The organism is Dokdonia sp. Dokd-P16 (genome assembly GCF_003095655.1).
Classification (GTDB): Bacteria; Bacteroidota; Bacteroidia; order Flavobacteriales; family Flavobacteriaceae; genus Dokdonia.
This window is the reverse complement of record NZ_CP029151.1, coordinates 589,536-615,316: the sequence shown is the minus strand read 5'-3', so window position 1 is coordinate 615,316 and position 25,781 is coordinate 589,536. Positions and strand designations below refer to the sequence as shown.

Below are 25,781 nucleotides of genomic sequence, written 5' to 3'. Positions count from 1 at the left end.
TGAGGTTATGTAGTAACGTATTCCTTTAAATCAGAAATTAAGATATCTGTGAGTTCGCGCTCATTACCAAGGCTTGTCTCTGTAAAAATAAATCCAAATACGGGATAGCTATGTATATCTAGTGGCCTTACTAATACTGGTTTTTCAAACTTTGCAGCTATCTTTTTGTAGTCAAAACTTTTGATATCTTCGGCAGGGATGCCTGTGCTATTATCTAGTATGATAATGCTAAAGACTTTATCTTCCTTGCCTTTAAATATGTGGTCCCAGTTAGGTTTTTTGCTTTCGCGAAAGCATACATAAGAATTAAAATCTACGGTAACACCAAGTGAGTCGCCTGTAGTACAAAATCCTCCAAAACGCAGCGGATTAATCTCAATAGGTGTGATTTTTCCAGAAGCATCTATGCGTATCTCTGCATGTGCTGGAAAATTCTTGAGTTGTAACTCTTGTCCTAATGCGTTTAGAAATTCATGTATGGCAGCACTATGTATGGTGATAATCTCTTTTGAGGTGCAATAAACGCGATCACTAGTGTCCTTTCCAGAAGAAAATAGGTGGTGTAAAATGTTTAAAATAACAACCTCACCGTTTGCATTGTGATAGTAATCTATAGCAAATTCTTCTCCTTGAATAAATTCTTCAATAATGAAATATGTGGTGTCCAGTACATTTTTAGGAAAAATACTTTTGAGCTTCTCTGGGTGTAGCTCATTCTTTGCTTGCTCCCAGTCGTTTTGATCTTGAATGATATGAACACCTATACTGAAAAAGCCAACACTGGGTTTTATAACAAAAGGAAATTTTAAGGTAGCCGAATCTAGAAGATGTACATCAGTTAGAGAAAGCTTTTGAAAATGAAAATCTGGAAACAAGCTTTTAGTAAGCTCTCTGAACTGGACTTTATCCTTTAAAATATTTATCTGGCGAGCAAGTGTGCTATCTCCTAGGTGCTGTTCTATCCATACTAACGCATTTTCTGAGTTAGAGTATAGCGTTGTATCTGGATTATCTTTATAAATAGCTACCGCATCCTGCTCATCTATCCAGTTAAGCGTGTCATCTTGAGCGATGGACTTTGCCACGGGAGTTGCAATAATGGGATAGTCATTTTCCTTTATAGTCGCAATAAGAAAATCTGATGCAAATGGCTTATCTATTAAAAACATAATGATGGTTATTGTGAGGAATTCTAATTAAACTTTAAGCCGTAGCGGTTCCAAAATAAGCACTTATTCCGCTTAAAATACTTTGTACAGCATATGCGGCCAAGATGAGTCCCATTATTTTACTAATGACTGTAATCCCGTAGTTACCTATGCGTTCTTGAAGTTTATTTGCTCCAAGTAAAATCAAGCAAGTAAGTCCTATCACAAATAGCACGAGCGCTGTAGCTATAAACTGCTCTTGTATGGAGTAAATGTGATTATCTGTCATTAAAACTACTGCCATAATTGCCCCAGGTGAAGCAATAGATGGTATCGCAATAGGGAAAATGGTAACGTGTTTGTAATCTGTAATCTTGCTTTTTTCCTCCTCTGGTTTACCATCGCCAAAAATCATAGTCAGCGCAAATAGAAATAGTATGACACCTCCAGAAATCTGGAAGGCATTTAAGGATACAGACATACCCTCAAGAATGAGCTGCCCTATCACAATAAAAAATAAGAGTATTAAAAATGCTATCACAGAAGCTCTAATAGCAATTTTCTTTTTGTGACGTAAATCAAATTCTTTTGTAGCTTCTAGATATACAGGGATAGATCCTATAGGGTCGATCACTGCAAAAATGAAGAAAATGGAAGTGATGATTTCAGACATTTGTCGCTTTATTAATGAAATGTAAATGTACTATTTTCTCATTCTTCATATTCTCAAATTGTAAGACCCTTTTAAATAATATAAGGTGTCTGTATTATCAAGTGGACTGCTTTTAGAACTTGTAATCCTAATATAAACTGATGTTGATTTATTGCTAAGATGCAGATATTCAGACTAAAGCATTATATTTAGGGCTTATGGCAATAAAAACATCAACAGACGCAGCTTCCTATATTTCTATAAAAAATTGGTCTGAAGATGATAGGCCCCGAGAGAAATTGATGATTAAAGGGCGATCTGTATTATCTGATGCAGAGTTAATCGCTATTTTAATAAGTTCTGGATCTCGTGAAGAAAGCGCAGTTGCACTAAGTAAGCGCATTCTCTCACAAGCTGAGAATAATCTTTCAGAGCTAGGTAAGTTTTCGGTAAAAGATTTAATGAAATTTAAAGGAATAGGAGAGGCAAAGGCAGTTACTATTGCTGCTGCGCTAGAACTAGGGAGAAGGAGAAGTGGTGGAGAGACGCTTTCGCGAAAGCGTATTTCTTCCTCAAAAGATGCTTATCAAATTTTACAACCTATAATAGGAGAGCTTGGTCATGAGGAATTCTGGGTGCTTTTTTTAAATAATTCAAATAAGGTGCTACGCAAGGAACAAGTGAGTAAAGGCGGACTTACGGGAACATTAGTTGATGTGCGGTTAGTCATGAAAACAGCTATAGAACTCAGTGCTGTCGGTATGATTTTAGGACATAATCACCCTTCTGGAACTCTTAAACCATCTCAGGCAGATAAGTTACTTACGGCCAAACTAAAAACGGCTGCGCAGAGTCTAGATATCCAAGTCTTAGACCATATTATTGTGACCGAAAAGCAGTATTTTAGCTTTGCCGATGACGGCATTCTATAATCACTGTCTGCCTCATGTTACTCGTTTATACGCATAAAATTACACCTCGTGTTTCATATACATTCAAGCATATATGTACGCGTATTCTTGGAGTGCCAGTGCAGTTCACTAGTAAGCTAGAAGCTTTTATCGCTCACGAGGGGCCTAAACTTTCATATACCAACAAAAAATTAGGTAACGAACTTCACATAAGAAGTACAGACTTGCTCTTTGATCAAGGAGTGCTCTCTATGGATGTAAGTGTGCAAGACTGGGATGGAGTTCCGTGCTTTTTCCAAATAAGAGAAGCAACGACAGAGATTCCTTATGATATTTTTGCTGCAACATTTTACTTGTTAAGTAGGTATGAAGAGTATTTGCCACATGTAAAAGATGAGTTAGGACGCTTTCCTGCCTCAGAGAGTCTGGCGGGAATGCATGGTTTTTTACAGCAGCCAGTCATTGATATCTGGATACATCGTTTTGCTGCGGTATTAGTAAATAGTTTTCCGGCAATAGAATTAAAGGATAGTACCTATCATACCCACATGATGGTTACCGTACCTCAAGCTTTTAAATATAGAAAGCTAGGCGTGTTGCGTATGCTAGGTGGTTATATGCGAGATATAGGTAAATTACGCTTACGCGAAATTTTAAAGCGCACCCAAGTTCTAGTAGGCGCTCGTAAAGATCCTTATGACACTTTTGGGTGGCTTACAAATGTGCAAAAAAATGAGAAGTGTCTCTTTCAGGTATTTTTTCAAGTAGGAGATTATGGTAAGGACGGGAAGAATATAAAGCATTCTAAGCGCAGTTTTCAAAGCACCATAAAAATGGTGGGAGATTATTGTAAAGTAGGTCTGCTGGTTTCACCACAAGCAGCACGTGATAAGGTTTCTTTAGGTTTAGAACGTAAGCGTCTTGAAGAAATAGAGCACAGACCGTTGCGCAGTATACATATCTCAAATTTTAAATTGAATTTGCCACACGTATATCGAGATGCGTTAGATCAAGAGATTCAACAAGATTTTACCATGGGATATGATGGGATTATAGGCTTTAGAGCAGGTACATCGCAATCATTTTTATACTATGATCTCGATTATGAAATCCAGACGCCACTAGTGATAAATCCCGTGTGTATGCAGTCTGATGCAATTATAAATTATAAAAACCATACTATTGATTTTGTACTTCTCAAGGAGTTACAAGATCGCCTTAAAAGCATGGGAGGCGTGTTTAGAATTTCATTTTCTAACGCTTCCTTTGATGATATTTACAGTAAAAAACTCTTTAGACACTTACTAGCAAATGGCTAACATTACAGATATTTTTTTTGACCTAGATCACACATTGTGGGACTTTGACCGTAATAGTGGTTTGGCTTTCGCCAAAATTTTTGAACTCAACAATCTGTCTATTAATTACGACGAGTTCTTAGAAGTTTATAGCCCTATAAATTTCCAGCAATGGAAATGGTATCGAGAAGAGCGCATTACAAAAGCACAACTGCGCTACGGAAGGTTTAAAAAAACCTTCGATAAAATGGGTATCTCTGTGACAGATGATATTATCGATAGACTCTCTGATGATTATATTAATCACCTACCAGAGAATAACTTTCTATTTGATGGAACTATAGAACTACTAGATTATCTAGCGCCTAATTATAAGATGCACATTATTACTAATGGTTTTCAAGAAGTACAAACTACTAAAATGGAAAAGTCAGGTCTTGCACCTTATTTTAAAACCATGACCACTAGCGAGTCTGCCAATGTGAAAAAGCCAAATCCTAAAATTTTTCATGTAGCTATGGAAAAGGCAGGCGCAACAGCCGGTAGTAGCATTATGATAGGCGATACTTATGAAGCAGATGTTGTAGGTGCTATTAATGTAGGTATGGATGCTATTTGTTTTAATTACCACAAACTAGTATTACCGCAGGGAATAAAAGAAGTCAATAGTATCATTCAGCTTAGAGATCATTTATAGCAATAATAAATGCGTAACTATCGTTTTAATCATTCACGGCATAATACGTATCATATATGGGTTATTATAGACGGTTAAAATTTGTTATTGTAGTAGTGCTTCAGCTATTATTAATTACTTCTTGTGTAAGTGATATAGACCTAGATCGTATTGATGAGGTTGTTCTTACTCCAAAAATAGATGCAGACCTTGTTTTCTTTACCCTCAACGCTTCAGATTTTGAAACTGCAAATATAAATACTGCTCAGTTAGTTGTGAGAGATACAACTAGACTCGAGTTTCTTGATGATAATGTGGTCCAAGAAAATTTAAAAGAAATAGAGCTCACATATCGTTCTGATAATACATTTGATAGTGCTCTTATAAATAGATCTTTATTTTTAGACAATACTGGAGCTATTCAATATGAAGTGAGCTTTCCTATAACCGCATCACAAAATGGGGAGATAGCTACTACAAGGTATCAAGTAATTCTTTCTGAAAACGATATAGAAGCTATTAGAAATTCCATACAGCTAGTAAATGAAGTGACATTATTTACTAATGGAGTTGTAAATGAGGGAATTTTAACCTTGCAGAGTAAAGCAATATATTCATTAGAACTTTCAGATCTTTAGTATGCGCATACTAGCAATTATAATCTTTCTAGTATCATATAATATGTTGTCTGCACAAAACAGACAACTTTTGTATAATGTTCAAGAGTTGCCTCAGTCACTACTAAGTAATCCTGCAAGCGTTATTAATTTTGATAAACATATAGGTATACCACTTTTATCAGGCTTTTCTGTTGAGGTAGGATCTTCTGGAGTAAGTGCTTATGACCTCTTTAGGTCAGATCGTGATATTAATACCTCTATTGATATTGCCATCGCCGAGCTTGATAATAAGGATTATTTTAGCTTAAATCAGCAGCTAGAGATTTTATCTTTTGGGTGGAGGTCAAGAAAATCTGAGATTTATTACTCTGGAGGTTTGTATCATGAGATAGATGCACTTGTGTACTTTCCTAAAGATATCGCAGTGCTAGCCTATAGAGGTAATGCAGACTATATTGATAAGGCATTTGACTTTTCTGATCTTTCATTTACAGCAGAGTCACTCTCTGTATATCACTTTGGATTACAGAAACAAGTAAATGACTCTTGGCAATTAGGAATAAGAGCCAAAGTCTATATGAGCGTAGCAAATGTAAATAGTATAGATAACACTGGAACCTTTGTCACTAGAAGCACACCGGAGGGGCCTAATTTTTATAGTCATCAGCTTCGTAATGCAAGACTAGGAGTTAACACGTCTGGAATTGCATCATTATTTGATGATCAGGAGTCTACTGATGTTGGGGAAATCGTTAGTAATGCTTTCCTAAGTGATAATATTGGCATGGGGCTAGACATAGGATTTACACACTTTCTCAATGATCAATGGACAGTTACAGGAAGTCTTATAGATATTGGTTTTGTAAAGCATAAAGGAGATGTGAGAAATTTTAGTGCGATAGGAAATTACGAGACAAGTGGTATTGAGCTTGAATTTCCCGGTTCTTTACAAGGTGTCGAGACTACTCCATACTGGCAGGAGCTAGAGGATGAGTTTGAGGATGCAGTTACCCTTGAAGATAGCTTGTCTAATCCTTATACAAGTTGGCGTCCCTTAAAAATAAATGGCTCTATACAGTATTCCTTTGGAGAGGATAGGGGAGAGGCCTGTAATTGTATATCACAATTAAAAAGAAGTTATAAAAATCGAGTAGGTGCTCATTTATATAGTGTAAAAAGGCCTAGAGGTTTTCAAACAGCATTTACGGGTTACTATGAAAAACAGTGGGGCAATAAGTTGCTATCCCGAGTTACATATACTTATGACAAACGTTCGAGTAAAAACATAGGACTTTTAATGAGTGCAAAAATTGATAAATTTAATCTCTATCTTGCTGCAGATAATTTATTAGAATATACAAATCTAGCAAAAGCTAGAGGCGCTAGTTTGCAACTTGGAATGCAGCTAGTCTTCAATAACAAATAATCCCAAAATGAAATTATTACTTAGCTTATTATTTACTGTATTTATAGGATCTTCTTTAATATCTCAATCTGTAAATGATTATAAATACGTCATTGTCCCAGAGAAATTCGATTTTTTAAATGAAAAAGATCAATATCAATTGAATAGCTTAACTACATTTCTTTTCAATAAGTATGGGTTTGAAGCTTATGTGGAAAAGGCAAGTAATCTTCCGCTAGATTACAAACGTAACGGTTGTAATACGCTTCGTGCAGATGTTGTAGAATCTTCAGGAATGCTAAGAACCAAATTGCAAGTGAAATTATTAGATTGTAATGATGCCGTAGTCTTTGTTTCAGAAGAAGGTTCTAGCAAGCTCAAAGAGTATAAGAAAAGTTATCATGAAGCTTTAAGAAGAGCTTTTGAATCTATTGAAGAGCTTAATTATACGTATCAGGAAAATAACACTGTGGTAGTTGAGGAAGAACCTACTATGACAGAAAATGTTGAAAAACCTACAGTAAATAAAACTCCTGAGGTAGATAACATGGTTAAGTCTACTACTTCTAGTCAAGAGCAAGTAGGTAATGAGTCACTTGCCAAAAATGCTGTGTTAGCGGTACAATCTTATGTGAGTACAGATGGCGCTTATGAGGCACTAACCGCTGGTTCATCTATTCAGTTTTTTGAAAATTCTCAAAAAATAGGTGAGGTGACTAATGTAAATGTAGATGCTCCTTTTCAAGTTAAGACAACGCAATTTACTGGTAAAGGATATTTAAAGGAAGGACGACTTATTGTGGAACGTGTAATAAAAGGTATTGCAGATCCTATCGAGATGATTTTTATAAAAAAGTAGGACAATTTTAATATCCGTACTTAGAACCCCATTTCTCTTTTAAGCTTTCACGTAAAGCTTTTTCTCTTGCATTATTAGTTGGTTCATAAAACCTAGTGCCACTTATTTCAGGTGGCATAAATTCTTGATTTACAAAACTACCTGGGAAGTCGTGTGAATACTTGTAATCATCACCACACCCTATTTCTTTCATTAATTTGGTAGGAGCATTACGTAACGGAAGTGGTACAGAGAGATCTCCTGTTTGTTTTACTAGCTGCTGCGCTTTTCCAATTGCAAGGTATGAGGCATTACTTTTTGGTGAGGTGGCAAGGTAAGTCACGCACTGACTGAGTATAATACGTGCTTCTGGATACCCGATTGTAGTTACTGCTTGAAAACAATTATTAGCAATTACCAGTGCCGTAGGATTTGCATTCCCAATATCTTCAGAAGCTGCTATAATAAGACGGCGAGCAATAAATTTAACATCTTCTCCACCTTCTATCATACGGGCAAGCCAGTAAACTGCCGCATTAGGATCACTTCCTCGTATTGATTTTATAAAAGCAGAAATTATATCGTAATGCTGCTCTCCGGTTTTATCATAACGCACAATGTTTTGTTGCACTTTAGACTGGACCATATCATTGGTAACAATTACCTCCTTTTGAGGCTCTGTAGTCACTATTAGTTCAAATATATTGAGCAGTTTACGAGCATCTCCTCCACTTAAGAACAGTAGTGCTTCCGTTTCTTTAAGTGTGATATCTTTCTTCTTGAGAATACTATCTTCTTTAATTGCTCTATTAAGTAATAATTCTAAATCTTTCTTGTCAAAAGGTTTCAGTATATATACCTGACAACGGGATAGCAATGCGGGAATAACTTCAAAACTAGGGTTTTCTGTAGTGGCACCTATTAAGGTAACCCAGCCACGCTCTACTGCTCCTAGTAGTGAATCTTGCTGAGATTTTGAAAATCTATGAATTTCGTCTATAAAAAGAATAGGATTCTTCTGAGTAAATAGCCCTCCGCTTTGTTTTGCCTTATCAATAACATCGCGTATATCTTTAACGCCACTGTTTATTGCGCTCAATGTGTAGAAGGGTCTGTTAGACTCTTCAGAGATAATAGTAGCGAGGGTTGTTTTTCCTATGCCTGGAGGTCCCCATAAAATAAGCGACGGAATAATACCTGCTTTTAACGCCTGCTGTAATGATCCGTTAGGACCTACAAGGTGTTGCTGGCTGAGGTAATCTTCTAATTTTTTAGGGCGTAACCTTTCTGCAAGAGGAGTATTCATGGTACAAAAATAGCTATTTTGATGAGGTCTTTCGTGACAATATTACATCTACTTCACATGTGGGCGTTAAATTGCAGTTAAAGAGATAATCACAGTATTATGAACAAAGAAGCAGATTATTTTAAGTTTTATAACGGGGTCGTAGTGTATCCATTGTTATTTGTGCTCGTGATGTGGATCATATTTTGGGTAGAAATAAAGTTTGGGTTAGACTTCACAAGGTGGGGTGTAAAACCGCGTACTGTATCGGGAATAAGAGGTGTGATTTTCTCACCATTTATTCATTCTGGAATTAAACATTTATGGCACAACACTGTTCCATTATTAGTGCTAAGTGCTGCCTTGTTTTATTTTTATAGGAGAATATCTTGGCGTGTTCTTTTGCTTCTTGTTCTTTTAAGCGGCACAGGTACTTGGTTAATAGGTCGAGACTCTTTCCATATCGGAATGAGCGGAGTGATATATGCGCTAGTTTCTTTTCTCTTCTTTAAAGGAATCCTAGCAAAGCACTTTCGACTTATTGCACTATCATTAATAGTTGTCTTTCTTTATGGTAGTCTGATATGGGGAACACTTCCCACTAGTGAGACTATATCTTGGGAAGGACATTTATCTGGATTTATAGCCGGAGGATTGGTTGCGTTATGCTTTCGCGAAAGCGTGCCAAAACCACTCACATACAACTGGGAAAAACCCGATTATGTGTCAGATGAAGATCCATTCATGCAGCAGTTTGATGAAAATGGAAACTTTTTTGAGTTACCTCCAGAAATTGATCCAGATGAGGAAACAGAAACTATTGTGATAAGTTATGAGTTTAAAGAACATAAAACACCTGAAAAAGGTGATTTATGAGCGTTGTCTAACTATTTCATAAAGAAAAGCACCACAGGCTACCGATACATTTAATGAAGCAATAGAGCCTTTAAGAGGGAGTTTTGCTTGCTTATCTACAATTTTGAGAACCCCAGGAGATACACCACTATCTTCACGACCCATTACTATAGCGGTAGGTGAAGTAAAGTCTGTTTCAAATAAAGTAGTCTCAGTCTTTTCAGTCGCAGCCACTACTTGTACACCAGATCCTTGTAGGTAATAAATAGCATCTTTGATGTGATCAACCTTTGCAATAGGAATATTAAAAGCAGCACCTGCCGAAGTTTTTATAGCAACACCATTTACCGGTGCGCCACCTTTTTTAGGAATAATAATACCATGTACACCAGTGCACTCTGCAGTACGTATGATGGCACCAAAATTTCTTACATCAGATAATTGATCCAATAATATAAATAGGGGAGCAGCTTCAGTTTCTACAACAGCATTTACAAGTTCTTCAAAATCATAAAATGAAATCGCACTTACTACTGCAATGGCTCCTTGGTGATTTTGTTGAGTCAGCTTATTAAGTTTCTCAATAGGTACATGAGAAGTCTGTACACCATTCTTTTTGATGAGTGTATTGAGTTCACTCAATAAAGGATTATGAAGTCCTTTTTGAAGGAAAACTTTATCTATTTCTTTACCAGCTTGTATAGCTTCTATGATGGCACGAGTACCAAAGATTTGTAGGTCTTTTTGCATAGTGCAAAGATAGTTTTAAATAATCATTTTCTGCTTAAAGTTTTGTAGGAGTCACTTCTATATTCGTAAGAGCAACACTATCTTTTAATTTTAATTTATCTTCATTAAATAATTTGTAGAATTCTTCTAGAGGGGTTTCTGGTGATGACGAGATGTAATCATCATAATCAGTAAAAACAATTCCATTTTCAATTCTGAAATTGTCATATGCTCTAAACTTGTTCATTGCTCCAGAAAGCTTATAGTGGTATGCTATAAATTTTATTTTTAATTCATCAGTGTCAATATATAGGTAGAACTCATCACCAGTTTGATTTGGGTCTACTTTATATTTAGCATGTAAAACGTTATAACTTTTTCCTTTTATCAATACGTTGTCTTTATTGTTAAGAGCTACGTCAGTACCACTTAATGAATGAGGTATCGATAGAAGATAAATGAATGCATCAAGTTTTGAGTCTATGAAGATACTTTTATAATTGTTGTCATTTTGAGGAATAGAATCGATAAAATATTCACTAAATCCATTTTTGTAAGTGGCTAAATAATTTTTACCATCTCCATTAATTGACATAGACGATTCTAGGATATTATTATTACGTAGAGCCGTGTAATAAATATCTCCATAATTAAAGGTCGATGTACTAGTCCAAAATTTAGAGCCTCCATAATTGTCTAGTAGTTTATCAAATAACTCTAAAGGATCTGTATTTACATCTAGGGTCTTGTTTTCATTCTTACATGATGCAAATAATGTTATGATCATTAATAGAGTGAATAATGATTTATTTGATTTTTTATGACGTGTAAACATTTATGTCCTTGAATAGATTAAACTCCCACTAGTTAATTTTATTACTTTAATAAGAAAGATGCAATTTAATAAATTAAGTCCAGTGAATTAGTGTTCACTGGACTTAGTTAAGTTTATGTACTTTGTCTTTATAATAATTGTAGTTATCTCCTATTTAGTGCTTGTATTAAGTCTGATGGAGTTTTAATTTTGTTATTATACTCGGCTACAGATTCTTTCCATTCTGGTCTTATTTTCTGTAGTTCATTACTAAGTTTTCTTTTTGAAGACAATTTAATCTCTGTCATTTTATTTGCTTTAGTATCAAATAGAAAATATTTATTCCTCTCCTTGAATGAAGCTGGCACTTCTCTTTCTAGACTTGTTTGCGCCTTGCGACCCTGGTCGTAAACTTTTTCTATTGATTCCAAAATTTCAACGTCATCTGCTGAGCCATGTAAAATATAGTATCCAAGATTATCACCTATTTTTTTTCGACAGGTAAACTTTACTTCTGGAGTTAAAATAGTTTGACCTTCAAATTTTAAGATAGCAAGTGTTTCCTCACCAGGACCAGGTATTTCCATTTCATCTGAATAGGCATTATACCTTGTCAATTCTCTATCGAGAACTTTATCATCTAAAGAAATATTGCTCATAACAAAATTTTCAGTGTAGTATGGAGATCCTTGTATTTCTTTTAAATCGGGAAACTCATTTGCAGATGCAATAATGCGCTGAATTTGTAGTGTGTTATATTGTCTAGCTTGAGCAGAAAATCCAGTTTGTGTTTTAGAAGTAACAATTTGTGAAACTGCTTTACTACTAGATAAACCTAAAAATAAAAAAGAAGCGGATAAAATGATAATTTTCATAATGAGTGGTTTTAATGAGTGAATAAAGTAATCAATAATTGTGCCTAATAAATTCAAAATATTGAATATCAATAATTTATAATTATTAAAGATAATGTGATATTATTTTTTTATTAATTTAATACGTTCTGTTTCATTAGACGTTTTGATAACGACTATATAAATTCCGTCCGCATAGTTTGTGAGATCTAGTTGATTTTTATTAGAAGAAATGATTAATCTCCCTTGTAAATTATATACTTGTGTAGATAAGATTTCATTAAAACTTTCTATAACAAAGCTGCCATTGGTAGGGTTAGGGTATAGCTTAGACAAATTAGTCGAATCTTTAACCATAGGAGTAGATAGTGTATCGCAGTTTTCTGGCTGTGGGTTGTTTTCTAAGTAACCTGAGGATGTTAAATCTCTCCCTTCAAATCCTTCATAATCTAGTATGTATTTTCTAGTTCTAAAAAAACGAGCATTTATTCCTGGTGGGCTATCTCCCTGAGATAACGTGCCATTGGTTACAGTTATTGGGGATATATAACTCCAAACTTTAAGGCCCTGACTATCTACTTCAAAAGTTTCTCCTATTGGTCCATTATTTATTAAAAAATTTCCGTTTTCTAGTTCATATGCGCTGGACAGGAATGGTGCAAAGAAATCCTGTTTTGGATTTGCTTCATATACTATATTTAAGTTTAATGGAAGAAAGGCTTCATTTGGAATTATTGGATAATTACCATTATCATCTGTGTCCGGAGTATCTATAAGTACTACATTAGAATATCCTCGTGTTAATCCGTTATTGAATAAAAGAATTTTCCCAAAATTTTCGTTCGTACTGTTTGTCCAATGAACGCTATGTTGTCCAAAGAGTTGTTGGTTTTCTTCATTTCCTTGATTATAAGCTTGAGGATTTCCCCATCGATATAGAAAATCTCCTCCCTTGTTTGAATTACCTCCAAAACTGCCGCTAGCCTCCGTAGAATTTGTAGAATGGTCTATAATGTAAAATTCACTTGTGAATCTAGAGCTTATTAATATCTGATCGACATCTTTATTGTAGTCAATTGAGTTCAGGTGAATCCAATCTGCTATATTATTACTTAAACCCACAAAGTTGATGTTAAGTTTCTCGGGATGTTCAGAAATTACACCAAAATTATTTTTAGTAGAATCAAAATTTTGAATCAGATGATCCCAAAAATCCCATTCCCAAACAATATTAAAGTCGTTTTCGTTGATAGGTTCTATTTCAATTATTTTTTCTGTGTATAAGTCATCTTGAATAAGTGTAGATGGATCACGTCCTGCATCTATGGCTGCTTCTAATCCTTTACGCTCAGCAACTAATAAAAGAATGTTGCCATTATCGAGAACATAATAGTCGTGATGAAAGCTAAAGTTTTCTTCAGAATAAGTAAGGCTCCAAGTTAAGTCACCATCCCAATTGTAACGTTCAAGTCGTCCGTTATTTCCAGCATAGTTTAAGGTCGAATTGTCGTCAAAAGCACCTCTGTACAAATCTCCTGTAGTAGTTATGATATCTGCGCCCTGTCCTTTAAAGTCACTTTCCCATTGATTAACTATTTCACCACAATTATTTATTAAATAGGTGAAATTAGGAATTTCATTGGAGTTTGGGGTGATAAGCGTTAAGCCATCAAATGCTTGTGGCGTATTTAAAACTGTACCTATTGTATTTTGTGATGTGAGATAATGAGTTGCAAAAAGAGCTGTTATAATGATAACATAGTTGAGTCGATACATTTTATTTGGACTTAATAATCTAATTAGAGTGTAATAGGAGGACATAAGTATAATATATTGAGAATTACAAGTTAAATGAATTATGTCATTTTCGTTGTAAGAGTATTATTTTGTTGTGTTGAATGGAGCGTTATAGGATTTCTATTAAGTAAAAATGCCGTCTACAGTTAAGTAGACGGCATTAATAAATTAATCAAAAGAATTGTCTATCAATTATAGCTTTGTCAAAGTAACTTGAACAGGTGCAGATCCTGTTCCACAACCAGCGTCATTAGCAAAATCAAGTACATTAAGAATAATAACACTATCATCATTTAAATCAAAAGTTGAAGGCAAAGCAGGATTTTCTGTAGCAGTAATAGATCCATCACCACAACCTAAAGTTCCGTTTCCTGGGACAATATCAGTAGTGAATAACATAAAATCACATATTAAATCTAATTCCATGAAATATGGACTTCCAAATGCTGTTGGGAAGTATGAAAAGTTGAAAAATCGTCCATTATCACCGTCTGGATTTGTCACTGTTATAACTTGAGAGTCAAATGCTAATCCATAGTTAGGGAAGAAAGGATCAACCCCGTCAGTTTGCTCCATCTGATAATCACCCGTAAAATAAGTGATATCTTCTAGTGGAGGAGCTGAACATTCTAATACAGGTATTGTCGATTCAAAAGGAGCATTGTTAGCTGATAGTGAGCTTCCATCTGCAAGATTTACATTGTATCGAATAACAAACGTATCACCAATTTTCAAATCCGCTAGATCAATACCGTTTAATACAGTAGTAAGGTCATAAGCAAAATCTCTCGCTAGGTTCCCATCTGCATTAACTGTGAAGTCTGTGGCAGAAACAGTTTCTAATAGTATTTCAGAAAACGATACGTCATTATCTGTAGGTAATAATGTACTATTATCAACTAATTTTAAAAATACATCTACAGAATCAAACTGCATAAGTGGATCAATGATTTCTACATTTTCTGCATAACCCGTATTTGGAGCACCAGCGCCTACATTTACCTCATTAAAAGAGGCAGGTGAGGCATCAGATAATACAATGTCAACTAATGAATCTACAACTACAAAGAATTGAAAAGGTGAGTTGTAGAAAGTTCCAAGACCTCCAACGTTAGCATTGGTGTCATTTACACTAAATGTTCTACCATCTGTTAAGTTAAGAGCCATGCGGACTACAGCGCGATCATTAGAAATTGCCGTTACTACGTCTACTCCAGGGAATAGTTCTGCCTCATTAAGAGTAATTAACGCAAAAGGAAGACCATTTACAGTAGTAGTAAACTCAGATGCAGGAATTGATTTTACAAAACTTTCAGTAGTTGAAAAATCTTCTGTTTCACCGTCTAAGATAGTACGATCTTCAAAAGATACAAATACATCTATAGATTCTATTAAAGCTCCTTCTTGGTTATCAGTTAACTCTAATCCTACAGAAAAAACTTCAGATTCAACAGTTCCAATAGCTTCATCGGTACTAGAAAGTGTAAAAGGATTTGCAGTTCCATCCTTATCAAATGTGATTGAAGTAGAAGTGGCGTTTGATGCTACTCCAAACTCTTCAATAATTCTTGCGAAAGCTCCGTTTGTTACATCGGCTTGAATTTGATCGGTTACAATATCGTCTGCAGAACAGGAGAAAAGTAACAAGCCTATCAATGACGCTTGAAATATTCTATTTATTTTTTTCATTGTAAGTTTTTATTTAATTAGATAATGGGAAGCCTGAAGCAGGATTCGTGTCCCAAAATACCTGTACCGTTTGATCAGGTTTCTGTTGTGCGTTAGAATTTGTAGCTGCATAACTTTGTGGGTACAACATAGAACGTATGAATGCTCCTGGATTTGCTTCAATGTTTGGTTGAAGAGTACTAGGGAATCCAGTACGACGGTAAAAGTTGTATGCATCCATTCCATTTCCAAATAATGAAACAAAAAATTGCTCACCTAAAATGTTGAAACGTCCTTCAGTGTTATTTGCATCAAAAGAGGCAACAATGTCGTTTATGAATAATGCATTGTCACTAGCGCTTGGAGCAAAAGATGCAAGGTTTGCATTGGTGTCTAAATCTCCAAATGCTTGAACTTTTGCAATGGATTTTGTGATACCACTTCTAACGAAGTTACTAGCTTCTGGTAACTGTCCACCTATAAGTGCAAATTCAGCTCTATAAAAATCAACAGAAGATGCAAGTAAAATAGGCTGTATTCCAGCTCCACCACCACCAGAACCTTGAGCGATATTTCCAAAAGTGTCGTCGTCAAATTGACCACCAGTAGGATAAACTCCGTATGCTGTTCTTAGTAATCCATCTGGAGGAATACCTCCATCGTCTCCTGAATCTCTTCCCCAGTATCCGTCAGATAAATAACAAAAAGTAAATCCATCATAGTGAGGTGGTGCTAGAGTAGCAGAACATGCCAAAGTTTCAAGAGAAGGATCTTCTCCATCAGCTCCAGGTGTCATAGCATTTTGACGGTAAAAGTAATATCTTATTCTCGTGTCATTAGAAGAGTTCATCTGGTTCATTAACCAGTTCGATTGGTAAGCTCCTCCACCTTGTCCAGTGTATTGAGCTGCATAATCTGGGTGACGTGTGTCAGGAGATACTTCGTTTGATCCAAAAGAAAATTGTAAATCCTCAGAATTGTCGCTAATAAAGTCTCCAGAAGATACTATAGCGTTGAATGCAGCGGCAGCATCAGTATTTACTAATCTACTTGATAAGTAGATTTTCATTTTCAACGTATTAGCAGCCTTAATCCAGTTATCAAAATTGTTATTGTAATAAAAATCAGTATCAGGATCAGGACCAGCTGTATTAAAGTTTGCAATAGCATTATCTAATAAAACAATTGCTCTATCATATAATTCTGCATCATCATCTGCCACAGGATTAATATTAGTTGCATCAATAGCTTCTGAATATGGTACATCACCAAATAAATCAACAAGAGTAACAATTGTATAAGCTTCTATAAATTGCCCTATTCCAACATTCTTAGAAAGTCCTGCTTCTTCAGCCAGAGGATTCATAATACGAATGTCAGCAAGTATGTCGCGATACGCTCTACTCCAAAGACGGTCAAAAGATGTTGGTCCGTAAGCGGCTAAGTATTGACGACCAAATAGATGATCTATACGCGTTACTTGAGAACCTAAATCTCCACTTGTTTCTGCGAAAAATGCAAAATCAATCTGAATTTGATTCAATAGTAATTGTGGGTCTGCTGAGTCTGGCCCAACTGATAAAGGATCTTCTGTTAGGTCAAGCTCGATAGTTTCACATGATGTAAAACCTACCAATGCCAATAACATGAAGAAGATGTTATATTTAATTGTGTTTTTTTTCATAATATTTTTTTTAGAAAGAAGCATTTACACTGATACCGTACTGTTTAGCACTTGGACCATTTAAGTAATCAAATCCTGATCCGTTACCAACACCAAGTCCAGCAACATTCGGGTCAAAATTAGTTCCTTTAGGAACATTAGGTGCGTTATACCATAAGTTGTTACCTCTTGCAGTTATACTTATACTTCCGAAAGGAGTCTTTTCCAAAAATTTCTGAGGTAGAGAATAACCAAAAGAAAGTTCTTGTAATCTTACTACAGTAGCATCATAAACTTTTGTCTCATCAGGAGCAGCAAATAAATTTGAGAAATAGTAATCAGAGTTATTGATCTGGATAGTATTTGTTGTTCCATCTTCTCTTACGCCAGGAAGGATATACGTGTTTTCACGATCTCCAATATCTGTTGTTAATCCACGACCTAAAAGAGCCGCTATCGTCTCTGTATATATATCACCACCTTGAGTCCAGTTTACTTGTATTCCTAGTGTGAAGTTTTTATAACTAAATGAGTTTATGAAGTTAGTTGTGAAGTCAGGAAGAGGGTTACCAATAATACTGTTCTCAGTATTTTCAATATAACTACCATCACTACCAACGATAAAGTTTCCTGCATCATCTCTTGCAATTGTACTACCTACCATAACTCCTAATACTTCACCTACACGTGCTGCATTTCCACGGTTACTAAAACCTGCAAATACAATTTCTTCAGTATCCGTGTTTCCTAAGTCCTTAACTTCACTTGTATTTGTTGTAAAGTTCACGCTAGAGTTCCAGCTAAAGCCATTTTCATCTGCTGCACGAAAAATATTAACTCCTAAGTCAGCTTCAATACCTTTGGTTTGAATCTCTCCAATGTTTGTTGAAGTATTTGTAAATCCACTTGCAGGATCTAGAGGTTGGTTAACTATCAAATCCACTGTGCTTCTTGTGTAAGCAGAAACGTCTAGAGTAACTCGGTTATCAAAAAATTTGGTCTCAAGACCAATTTCTATTTCATCTACACGCTCAGGCTTTAAATTTGGATTTCCTAATGTCGTAGAAGTAGTATTACTTACTACATTCTCTCCATCAGAATTTTGGAAAGCCTGTGTATCTAAAACTAATGTTTGAGCAACCGGATAGTTTGTTGCAAATCCAGCAGATGTACCGTAACCAGCTCTAAGTTTTAAATAATTTAAACCTTTTCCGTTTTCACCTTTAAGACCAGGGAAAGCTTGTGTAGGGATAAAAGAAAGACTAGCAGATGGATAAGTGATATTTCTATTTGAAACGTCTAAGTTAGAAACCCAGTCAGTACGTGCAGCAAGTTCTACAAATAATAAATTCTTGTAGTCAAATGAAGTTTGTGCAAATACACCAACAATATTTCTTTGACGATAAAATTCAATAGGGTTATAAGTGTTGAAGTTAAAGTGTGCAAGCACGCCAAAAACATTCTGTCCTGAACTAGATATTCCATTTTGAATAAATTCCTCAAATTTAGAAGTTCCACCTACGTTGAAAGAAAAACCAATGTCATCAGTCAGATCATAGTTTCCTGATAAACTTAAGAAGTTATCATAAATGTTATTAGTGTTGTTCCAAGTCTGGTAAATACCATTTTGAACAGCTGTACTTCCGCCAACTCCTCCTTTGTTTTGAGAGTTGACATTATTTTCAGAATAAGTATCAAGTCCAAAACGATAGTTTAACACTAAATCATCTGATAGATCATAAAATACATTTGCAGATCCAAAAGCACGGTTAGTCTCTTGAGAGAAAACAGCATTCTGTACAGTCCATAGTGGATGTTGTATTGAGTTGTTTTGTCTGTAGTATCTTGAAGCTCCAGTTACAGGGTCCTCAAATGGTAGTCCTTGAATATCTACGTTTCTTGGCGTATAAAATACATCTCCAAAAATAGATGAACCATCACCTAGCGCTCCTGATCCTCCTGATGCAGCAACAGGTGGTGTTTTGAAGTTAGTTCTTGTCCAGTTAAGAGTTCCAGCAATTCTAAAATTGTTACTTAGTTTTGCATTACCTCCTAAACTTATAGCATTACGAGAAAGTTTGTTACCAGGTGTAAAACCAGTTTCTTCTGTACGACCATAGTTCATGTTATAGTTTACATCACCATTACCACCTTTAGCATTAATACTCGTTGTAGAGTTGACACCAGTTCTAAAAAATCTTTCAACAGAATCATATGGTCTAAACTCATAACGAGCACCTTCAAATTCAGGAAAGTCTGCAGCAAAAGCAGCTGTAGAGTAAGGGTGTGCTACTGTTCCATTTTCATCTATACTTCCAGAAGGATCATTTAAGTATCCTGCTGGACCATTTGGAGAAAAAGAAGGCCCCCAGTTTGAGAAGAACCATCCAAATGCCTGATCAAAACCACCACCATATTCATTTTGATAATCTGGTAAAGATGCTATCTCTGTAAAAAATACAGATTGCGTTACATTAATCGAAGATTTTTGATTTTTTGAAGAAGATGTAGATCCACCTTTAGTTGTAATTAGTATCACACCATTACGACCCGCAGAACCATACAATGTAGAAGCGGCAAGTCCTTTAAGAACGTTCACGCTTTCAATATTATTTGGATCAAGATCTAAAAATCTTGAAGAACCATTGTTTCCATCAGCAAAACCACCATTTGAGTTAGTTGAACTATCAAAAGGAACTCCATCTACGATAAATAAAGCTTGATTACTTTGACTAAAAGAAGATAGACCACGTATAATAACATTGGTCGCAGATCCTGCAATTCCACTTTGAGAAGTAATTTGCACTCCAGAAGCTTTTCCTGAAAGTACACGAGCAACATCAGATGCTGGATTTTCTTGAATCGCTTCAGATGCAATCTCACTTACGGCATAACCAAGAGCTTTCTTTTCTCTTTTAATACCTTGTGCAGTTACAATCACTTCTTCAAGTGCATTGTCTGCAGCCAAACCTACGTTGATCGTTGTTTGACCACCTACTGTGACTTCTTTTGTAGTGAAGCCTACAAAACTAAAAACAAGTACATCTGTTGCACTTGCTTGAATTGAGTAGTTACCATCAAAATCTGTTTGGGTTCCGGTTGATGTTCCCTTAATAATGACATTTGCACCAGGCAAAGGACCATTTTCTTCGGTAACAGTTCCGGAAACTGTTGTCTGTGCAAAGGAAACTTGCACTACAAACGCTAGTAATAGCGTTAAAATTCCACTAAACTTTGTTTTCATTTTTATAAATTATTTGAATTAGCCGTGGCTAAAATAACATTTTATATATAAAAATTAATATTTCTTTAACGGAATGTGGATATTTATTGATGTTATAAACGTGATTTTGGGTTTGTTACTAAGCTTTTTTTGATGTAAATAGCTGTAAACAAAAGGTTTGGGTTGTAATTTTGAATTGTTAATGAAATTGTAAAATTAATATGGGATTCTTGTTTTATTAACAAATTTAAGAGGGCTAACTCTTTTTTAAGATAGTGTTTACATTCTTATTAACTTTAAATAAAAAAAGCCACTCATATTATGAGTGGCTTTTAAGATATTAATTTGGAAAGTTTAGTTAACGTCCCAAAATAGTTTACTGATTATTAAATCACCATTCGATAAGTTAGCTGCTGCCGCATCTCTGTTTGCTCCGTTTAGAGTTTGTAATACTTGTGGGTATCTCAGTCTAAAAGGTAAGTCAGATACTGAAGGGTCAACAGGTCCGGCTTCAAAAACATAACTTTCAACTCTGTTTTCTGGAGCAAGTCCATCAATCTGTTCTTGAGCTAATGCAACAGTTTCGTCTACTTGAACTAGAATATCAGGAAAACCTGTTCTTCTATATTCAGTGTAAGCTTGATGTCCTTGCATATATAAAGCAATATATTTTTGATTTAATACGTTGGCTTGATTAGCCGCTGGTAAGTTACCTACAAAAGTAGCGATGTCTGCCGCAGGAACTCCCCACTTTTCCATACTTGCTGTAACTCCATTCTCATAGTTTGCTTGCGCGAAACCATTTCTTTCAGATATTAAGAACTGTACCTCTGCATATTCCATTAGCATTTCACGATAATCTGGCTTAATTACATTGCTACTTGGATATGAATAAGTAGTTCTATCTAAGAAATTAGTATTTCTGAATGCATAAGGTACTCCTAAATAGTCGTCATAGTCCATAGTTACTGCAGCAGTTCCAGATTTTACGTCTTCAATGTCAACAGAAATTGGCACGGCCATTTGAAATAATCTTGGATCTTGATCAAAGTTACCTCTTTCACCTTTAAGTAGTTCTATAAAAGGAGCAGCTACTGCAAAGTCAGTTCTCGTAAGAAATGCTCCCCATAATGGAGATGAATTTGCATCTGCAGTATCATAAGCTTGTGAAGCATTGTCATCATTTGATGTCATTACTCCACTAGCAATCGCTGCGTCAAAAGCTGTTTGGTATGCACCAGCGTCAACACCTTTGATAGTTGTAGCAACTCTTAAGATAAGTGAGTTCGCAAACTTTTTCCATTTTGTTGCATCACCATTGAATATATTATCTCCACTGTTAAATACAATTTCACCTTCGTTGATCATATCTGCAGATTCTCTAAGTTCTTTAAGGATATCTGTGTAAATGTCCTCTTGTGCAGCAAATACTGGCGATAGGACTCCATCGTTTAATTGCCCGGCTTGGAAAGTTTCATTATCAGATCCGTATGAGTAATAAGGTACATCTCCAAAGAAATTTGTCAAATCATAGAACATATAAGCTAACATGATACGTGAAGCAGCAATTTGATTGTCATTATTTCCCGACGCCGCTGCAGTTTCTCTAGTGTCTTCATTAGTATTTAAATCTAATATTGCCTTGAAGTCTGTCATCGTCAAATACGTATTGGTGTATAGTGATTCTGCAGTAGATTCGCGATAAAGGAATCTATCTTCATCAGCATAAGCAGTTTGACCCCAATATTGCATCCAAGGCAATGTAAGACGACCTTCATTAAATCCACTTCTTGAGAAATCAGTAAAATCTTTTGTTGCACTTGCAAAAATATTTGCAGTAGGAACCACTTCAGGTTGATTTGGGTTGATATTTAGATCAACTAAGTCATCGGTGCATGAGGTAAATGCTCCAGCGATGACTAGCATCATAATTATATAAAATTTAGTTTTCATTTTCTTAAAATTTTAATTGTACGTTAAAACCGTAGCTCTTTGTTGATGGAAGTGATCCTCCTTCAGAGCCTTGAATATTTCCACTTCCTGAAGTAGCTACTTCTGGATCAAAGTTGTCGTTATCTAGACCCCAAACACCTAAGTTTCTGCCAAAAGCTGAAAGCATGACATCAGATACACCAAGATTTTTAATCCAATCAGTAGGTAGTCTATAGCTTAGAGATACTTCTCTTAGTTTAATATAATCTGCATCAAATACATTTGCTGCATCTGGTCCAAAAAAGTAATCAGTACCCTCTTGTTGAGCAGATATTACTTGTGTGTTTTCCACAGTGTCTGTAACACTATAATTTCCATTTTCATCATAGGTTACTGTTCCCGTAACTCCTTCTAAAACAGTTCCCACTTCACGTTTGTTATCTGTAGCTGTTTGTTCAAGAATACCAGAGTAATTACCCCAAATATTTGTAAGAGATCTGTATTTTCCTCCCTCTTGGATATCAATTAGAAATCCTAGGCTTAGATTTTTATAACGGAACGTATTTCTAATACCTAAATTAAAGTCTGGTAATATAGACCCTAAGTTTTCTTGATCTCTAGTTTCAGCAAAACTTCCGTTAGAATTAACTACTTTATTTCCTTGATCATCAAAAACAAAGTTTGTCCCTCTAATAACTCCATAAGGTTCACCCACAACAGCGTTCAATGTAACAGAGTTAAACGGGAAACTGGCGATTTGTAATGATTCAATACCAGGTAGTAGTTCGATAAGTTCACTGTTGTTTTTTGAGAAGTTAAATGTTGTGTCCCAAGAAAAGTTTTCAGTTTGAATGATTGTCGCGTTAACTAACGCTTCAATACCTCTATTACGTAAGTTTCCTCCATTGGTGAATGTCGCTGGATATCCGCTTGCTGGATCTACTTGTACTGGTGTTATGAGATTTGTAGTTTCTTCGTTATAATAAGTAAAATCAAAACTAATACGATTTTGTAAAAATGCCATCTCTAAACCAACCTCGTAACTGTTTTTAAATTCTGGTTCAAGATTTGGATTTTGGCTAGTATTGGAAGTGCTGAAAGGTACATCGCCTAAAAATGGGATAGATGGAAAAAAGGGCGTTATTAATTGATAAGGCTCTGAATCACTTCCTACCTCTGCATAACCTCCACGAATCTTACCAAAAGAAAGCCAATCTGCTTCTATGAATTCTGAAAACACAAAACTACCGTTGATACTTGGATAAAAGAATGATAGGTTATCTTCTGCTAATGATGATGACCAGTCGTTTCTTCCTGTGAATGTTAAATAAGCAAAATTATCATACCCTAAAGAAACAGATCCAAAAACACTATTTACACGTTTTCTTGAGTCAAATTCAGAAACTTGAGCTGGATCTGTAGAATTACTTATATTGTAAAGTCCTGGAACAACAAGACCTCCAGAAGTTGCTGCAGAAAGCGTATGACGCTCTGTATCTCTTCTGTTAACCCCTACAAAAGAGTTGAGGCTTATTTTGTTGTCTAAGAATTTTTTGTCAAAGTGTACGCGAGTTTCATAGTTTATCTCTTCAAAGTCACGATCTGACTCAGAGTAACTTGCTATACCTTGTGAACCAACAGCAACTCTTTCATTAATTCTAAAATCATACGTGTCTGCATATACCTTTCCTACAACATATAAATCATCAGTGAAATTATATGTGGCTCCTACATTTCCGTAATAGCGAGTACGTTTGTCATTTGCAGTATTTTCATACAAGGTCCAATAAGGGTTGTCTGAATATCTTGGATTTCCATTTGTAGCAGAAATTCTATTCCATGGTCTTTGTGATCCATCAGCTAGTTTGTAATCTCTTAGGCGACCGTAGTCAAGAGAAGTCTGTCCAAATTGATATAACTGCTGTACAACACCCGCACCAGTATAACCGGAAGCAGGTCTGTTAAAACCTTCAGTAATAGTAAGATTTACAATTGCTTCAACTTTTAATTTATCAGATATCTGACTAGTTGCATTAAAGTTAATAGAGTTTTTTCTCAAGTTTGAATTTGGAACGATTCCATCAGTTCTAGTATTGTTAGCACTCAAACGCATTGTTGATTTATCTGTTCCTTGTGAGAATGATACTCCATTGTTATAAGAAACACCAGTATCCCAAAAAGAATCAACATTGTTTTTAGGTGCAGACCATGCGCGAGTCTGAAGAAAATCATCTTCAAACTCAGGGTCAAAAGCATCCCAGTGTAGTACTTGTTGTCCTTCAAATCTTGGTCCCCATGACTCATCAGTACCATAATCTACCACGTCATACGTAGTTCCGTTTATAGTCGCTTGATTGAACCCAGCTTGACCAATAGTACTAGCATCTCCAGCACCACCTCCGTATAATTTTTGGATTTTAGGAAGGATGTTTACAGTTTCAAATGTAATACCAGAGTTTATTGTAACTTCAGCTCTTCCTTTTTTTCCAGATTTAGTAGTAATAAGTATTACACCGTTTAAGGCTCTAGATCCATAAAGTGCTGCCGCAGGTCCTCCTTTTAAAACATTCATAGTTGCAATGTCATCCGGATTAATATCAAAACCAGCATCACCATAATCTCTACCACCACCACCAGACTGGGTTGAAGTAGAGTTGTAGTTAGTGTTGTCCAACGGAATACCATCTACAACAATAAGAGGTCTGTTTTCACCTGTGATTGACGATGCACCACGAATTACAACTCGTGTTGAGCCTCCAAGGTTACCGGTAGCATTAGAAATTTGCACACCCGCTACTTTACCAGAAATCGAGTTGAGTGCATTTGGGTTCCTAGTCTCGGCAATTTCTTCACCAGAAACTTCTTGAGTTGAGTAACCTAGGGATTTCTTCTCTCGAGAAATACCTAAGGCAGTAATCACAACCTCGTCAAGAGCATCTCCAGCAGCTAAGGTTACATTAATAGTAGAAGAAGTGCCTACCAATATAGTTTGGTCAGTAAAACCTACATAAGTAAAGACAAGAGATTGTCCTTGCTCTGCTTCTATGGAGTAATTACCGTCAAAATCTGTTTGTGTACCTGTATTTGTTCCTTTTAAAAGGACATTAGCTCCTGGAAGTGGTACGCCGGTGTCGTCTTTCACCGTTCCAGTCACTGTTAATTGTGCAAACGAAACTTGCACTACAAACGCTAGTAGTAGCGTTAAAATTCCACTAAACTTTGTTTTCATTTTTATAAATTATTTGAATTAGCCATTCCAAATAAAGTCATAAAGAAATCTAATTAATACTCTTTTAACGAAATTGGGAATGTCTTAACAAAAATGATATATTAATGAAATTTGTTTAACAATTAGAGGTGTTAAATAGTTCTTAATGAGTGATTAAAGTTCTTAAAATTTAACATTAAGCTAT

The 25,781-nt window shown here is 35.6% G+C and carries 19 protein-coding genes; 7 read left to right on the top strand and 12 right to left on the bottom strand.

What is annotated here, in order from left to right; all coding sequences use genetic code 11:
* Positions 1–5 precede the first annotated feature (5 nt).
* Together DCS32_RS02820 and DCS32_RS02815 are read right to left on the bottom strand one after the other, a co-directional pair.
* A complete protein-coding gene (locus DCS32_RS02820) occupies positions 6–1,169 on the bottom strand; it encodes an ATP-grasp domain-containing protein (protein ID WP_108876892.1) in 1,164 nt (387 codons plus the stop codon).
* A gap of 34 nt (positions 1,170–1,203) precedes the next feature.
* Positions 1,204–1,821 carry a MarC family protein gene (locus DCS32_RS02815; RefSeq protein ID WP_108876891.1) on the bottom strand — a complete coding sequence of 206 codons (618 nt, stop codon included), beginning with the start codon at positions 1,819–1,821 and terminating at the stop codon, positions 1,204–1,206.
* A gap of 197 nt (positions 1,822–2,018) precedes the next feature.
* On the opposite strand from DCS32_RS02815, the gene radC reads away from it, so the two are divergent.
* The 6 genes from radC (at position 2,019) to DCS32_RS02785 (ending at position 7,569) form a co-directional block, all read left to right on the top strand.
* Positions 2,019–2,732: a RadC family protein gene (gene radC / locus DCS32_RS02810; RefSeq protein WP_013751299.1), complete on the top strand. Its 714-nt coding sequence runs from the start codon at positions 2,019–2,021 to the stop codon at positions 2,730–2,732.
* Between the two features lie 14 nt (positions 2,733–2,746).
* The gene (locus DCS32_RS02805) at positions 2,747–4,030 is read left to right on the top strand and encodes a polysaccharide deacetylase family protein (RefSeq protein ID WP_108876890.1); all 1,284 of its coding nucleotides are present in this window, start codon (positions 2,747–2,749) and stop codon (positions 4,028–4,030) included.
* Positions 4,023–4,706, top strand: a complete 684-nt coding sequence (locus tag DCS32_RS02800; protein ID WP_013751301.1) for a YjjG family noncanonical pyrimidine nucleotidase — start codon at positions 4,023–4,025, stop codon at positions 4,704–4,706. The genes DCS32_RS02805 and DCS32_RS02800 overlap by 8 nt, the downstream gene beginning before the upstream one ends.
* A 95-nt stretch (positions 4,707–4,801) precedes the next feature.
* Positions 4,802–5,323, top strand: a complete 522-nt coding sequence (locus DCS32_RS02795) for a hypothetical protein (RefSeq protein WP_162533582.1) — start codon at positions 4,802–4,804, stop codon at positions 5,321–5,323.
* 1 nt (position 5,324) lies between these two features.
* Positions 5,325–6,731 carry a DUF5723 family protein gene (locus DCS32_RS02790; RefSeq protein WP_108876888.1) on the top strand — a complete coding sequence of 469 codons (1,407 nt, stop codon included), beginning with the start codon at positions 5,325–5,327 and terminating at the stop codon, positions 6,729–6,731.
* A gap of 7 nt (positions 6,732–6,738) precedes the next feature.
* Positions 6,739–7,569 (top strand): hypothetical protein, encoded by an 831-nt coding sequence (locus DCS32_RS02785; protein WP_108876887.1) that lies wholly within the window; start codon positions 6,739–6,741, stop codon positions 7,567–7,569.
* Positions 7,570–7,576: 7 nt separating this feature from the next.
* Here the strand turns inward: DCS32_RS02785 and DCS32_RS02780 are convergent, their stop codons facing one another.
* Positions 7,577–8,854, bottom strand: a complete 1,278-nt coding sequence (locus DCS32_RS02780; RefSeq protein WP_108876886.1) for a replication-associated recombination protein A — start codon at positions 8,852–8,854, stop codon at positions 7,577–7,579.
* Positions 8,855–8,953: 99 nt separating this feature from the next.
* On the opposite strand from DCS32_RS02780, the gene DCS32_RS02775 reads away from it, so the two are divergent.
* Positions 8,954–9,709, top strand: a complete 756-nt coding sequence (locus DCS32_RS02775; RefSeq protein ID WP_108876885.1) for a rhomboid family intramembrane serine protease — start codon at positions 8,954–8,956, stop codon at positions 9,707–9,709.
* Here the strand turns inward: DCS32_RS02775 and rlmB are convergent.
* The 9 genes from rlmB to DCS32_RS02730 form a co-directional block, all read right to left on the bottom strand.
* Positions 9,704–10,438, bottom strand: a complete 735-nt coding sequence (gene rlmB / locus DCS32_RS02770) for a 23S rRNA (guanosine(2251)-2'-O)-methyltransferase RlmB (protein ID WP_108876884.1) — start codon at positions 10,436–10,438, stop codon at positions 9,704–9,706. The genes DCS32_RS02775 and rlmB overlap by 6 nt on opposite strands.
* Positions 10,439–10,472: 34 nt before the next feature.
* On the bottom strand, positions 10,473–11,204 hold the full coding sequence (locus DCS32_RS02765; RefSeq protein WP_108876883.1) for a DUF6503 family protein: 732 nt from the start codon (positions 11,202–11,204) through the stop codon (positions 10,473–10,475).
* Between the two features lie 191 nt (positions 11,205–11,395).
* A complete protein-coding gene (locus DCS32_RS02760; RefSeq protein WP_108876882.1) occupies positions 11,396–12,106 on the bottom strand; it encodes a hypothetical protein in 711 nt (236 codons plus the stop codon).
* Between the two features lie 102 nt (positions 12,107–12,208).
* Positions 12,209–13,861 carry an aryl-sulfate sulfotransferase gene (locus DCS32_RS02755; RefSeq protein WP_162533581.1) on the bottom strand — a complete coding sequence of 551 codons (1,653 nt, stop codon included), beginning with the start codon at positions 13,859–13,861 and terminating at the stop codon, positions 12,209–12,211.
* A gap of 213 nt (positions 13,862–14,074) precedes the next feature.
* On the bottom strand, positions 14,075–15,571 hold the full coding sequence (locus DCS32_RS02750; protein ID WP_108876880.1) for a hypothetical protein: 1,497 nt from the start codon (positions 15,569–15,571) through the stop codon (positions 14,075–14,077).
* Between the two features lie 13 nt (positions 15,572–15,584).
* Positions 15,585–17,234 (bottom strand): SusD/RagB family nutrient-binding outer membrane lipoprotein, encoded by a 1,650-nt coding sequence (locus DCS32_RS02745; protein ID WP_108879224.1) that lies wholly within the window; start codon positions 17,232–17,234, stop codon positions 15,585–15,587.
* Positions 17,235–17,244: 10 nt separating this feature from the next.
* The gene (locus DCS32_RS02740; protein ID WP_108876879.1) at positions 17,245–20,457 is read right to left on the bottom strand and encodes a SusC/RagA family TonB-linked outer membrane protein; all 3,213 of its coding nucleotides are present in this window, start codon (positions 20,455–20,457) and stop codon (positions 17,245–17,247) included.
* Positions 20,458–20,790: 333 nt separating this feature from the next.
* On the bottom strand, positions 20,791–22,389 hold the full coding sequence (locus tag DCS32_RS02735; RefSeq protein WP_108876878.1) for a SusD/RagB family nutrient-binding outer membrane lipoprotein: 1,599 nt from the start codon (positions 22,387–22,389) through the stop codon (positions 20,791–20,793).
* Positions 22,390–22,393: 4 nt separating this feature from the next.
* Positions 22,394–25,597 carry a SusC/RagA family TonB-linked outer membrane protein gene (locus tag DCS32_RS02730; protein ID WP_108876877.1) on the bottom strand — a complete coding sequence of 1,068 codons (3,204 nt, stop codon included), beginning with the start codon at positions 25,595–25,597 and terminating at the stop codon, positions 22,394–22,396.
* Positions 25,598–25,781: the final 184 nt, after the last annotated feature.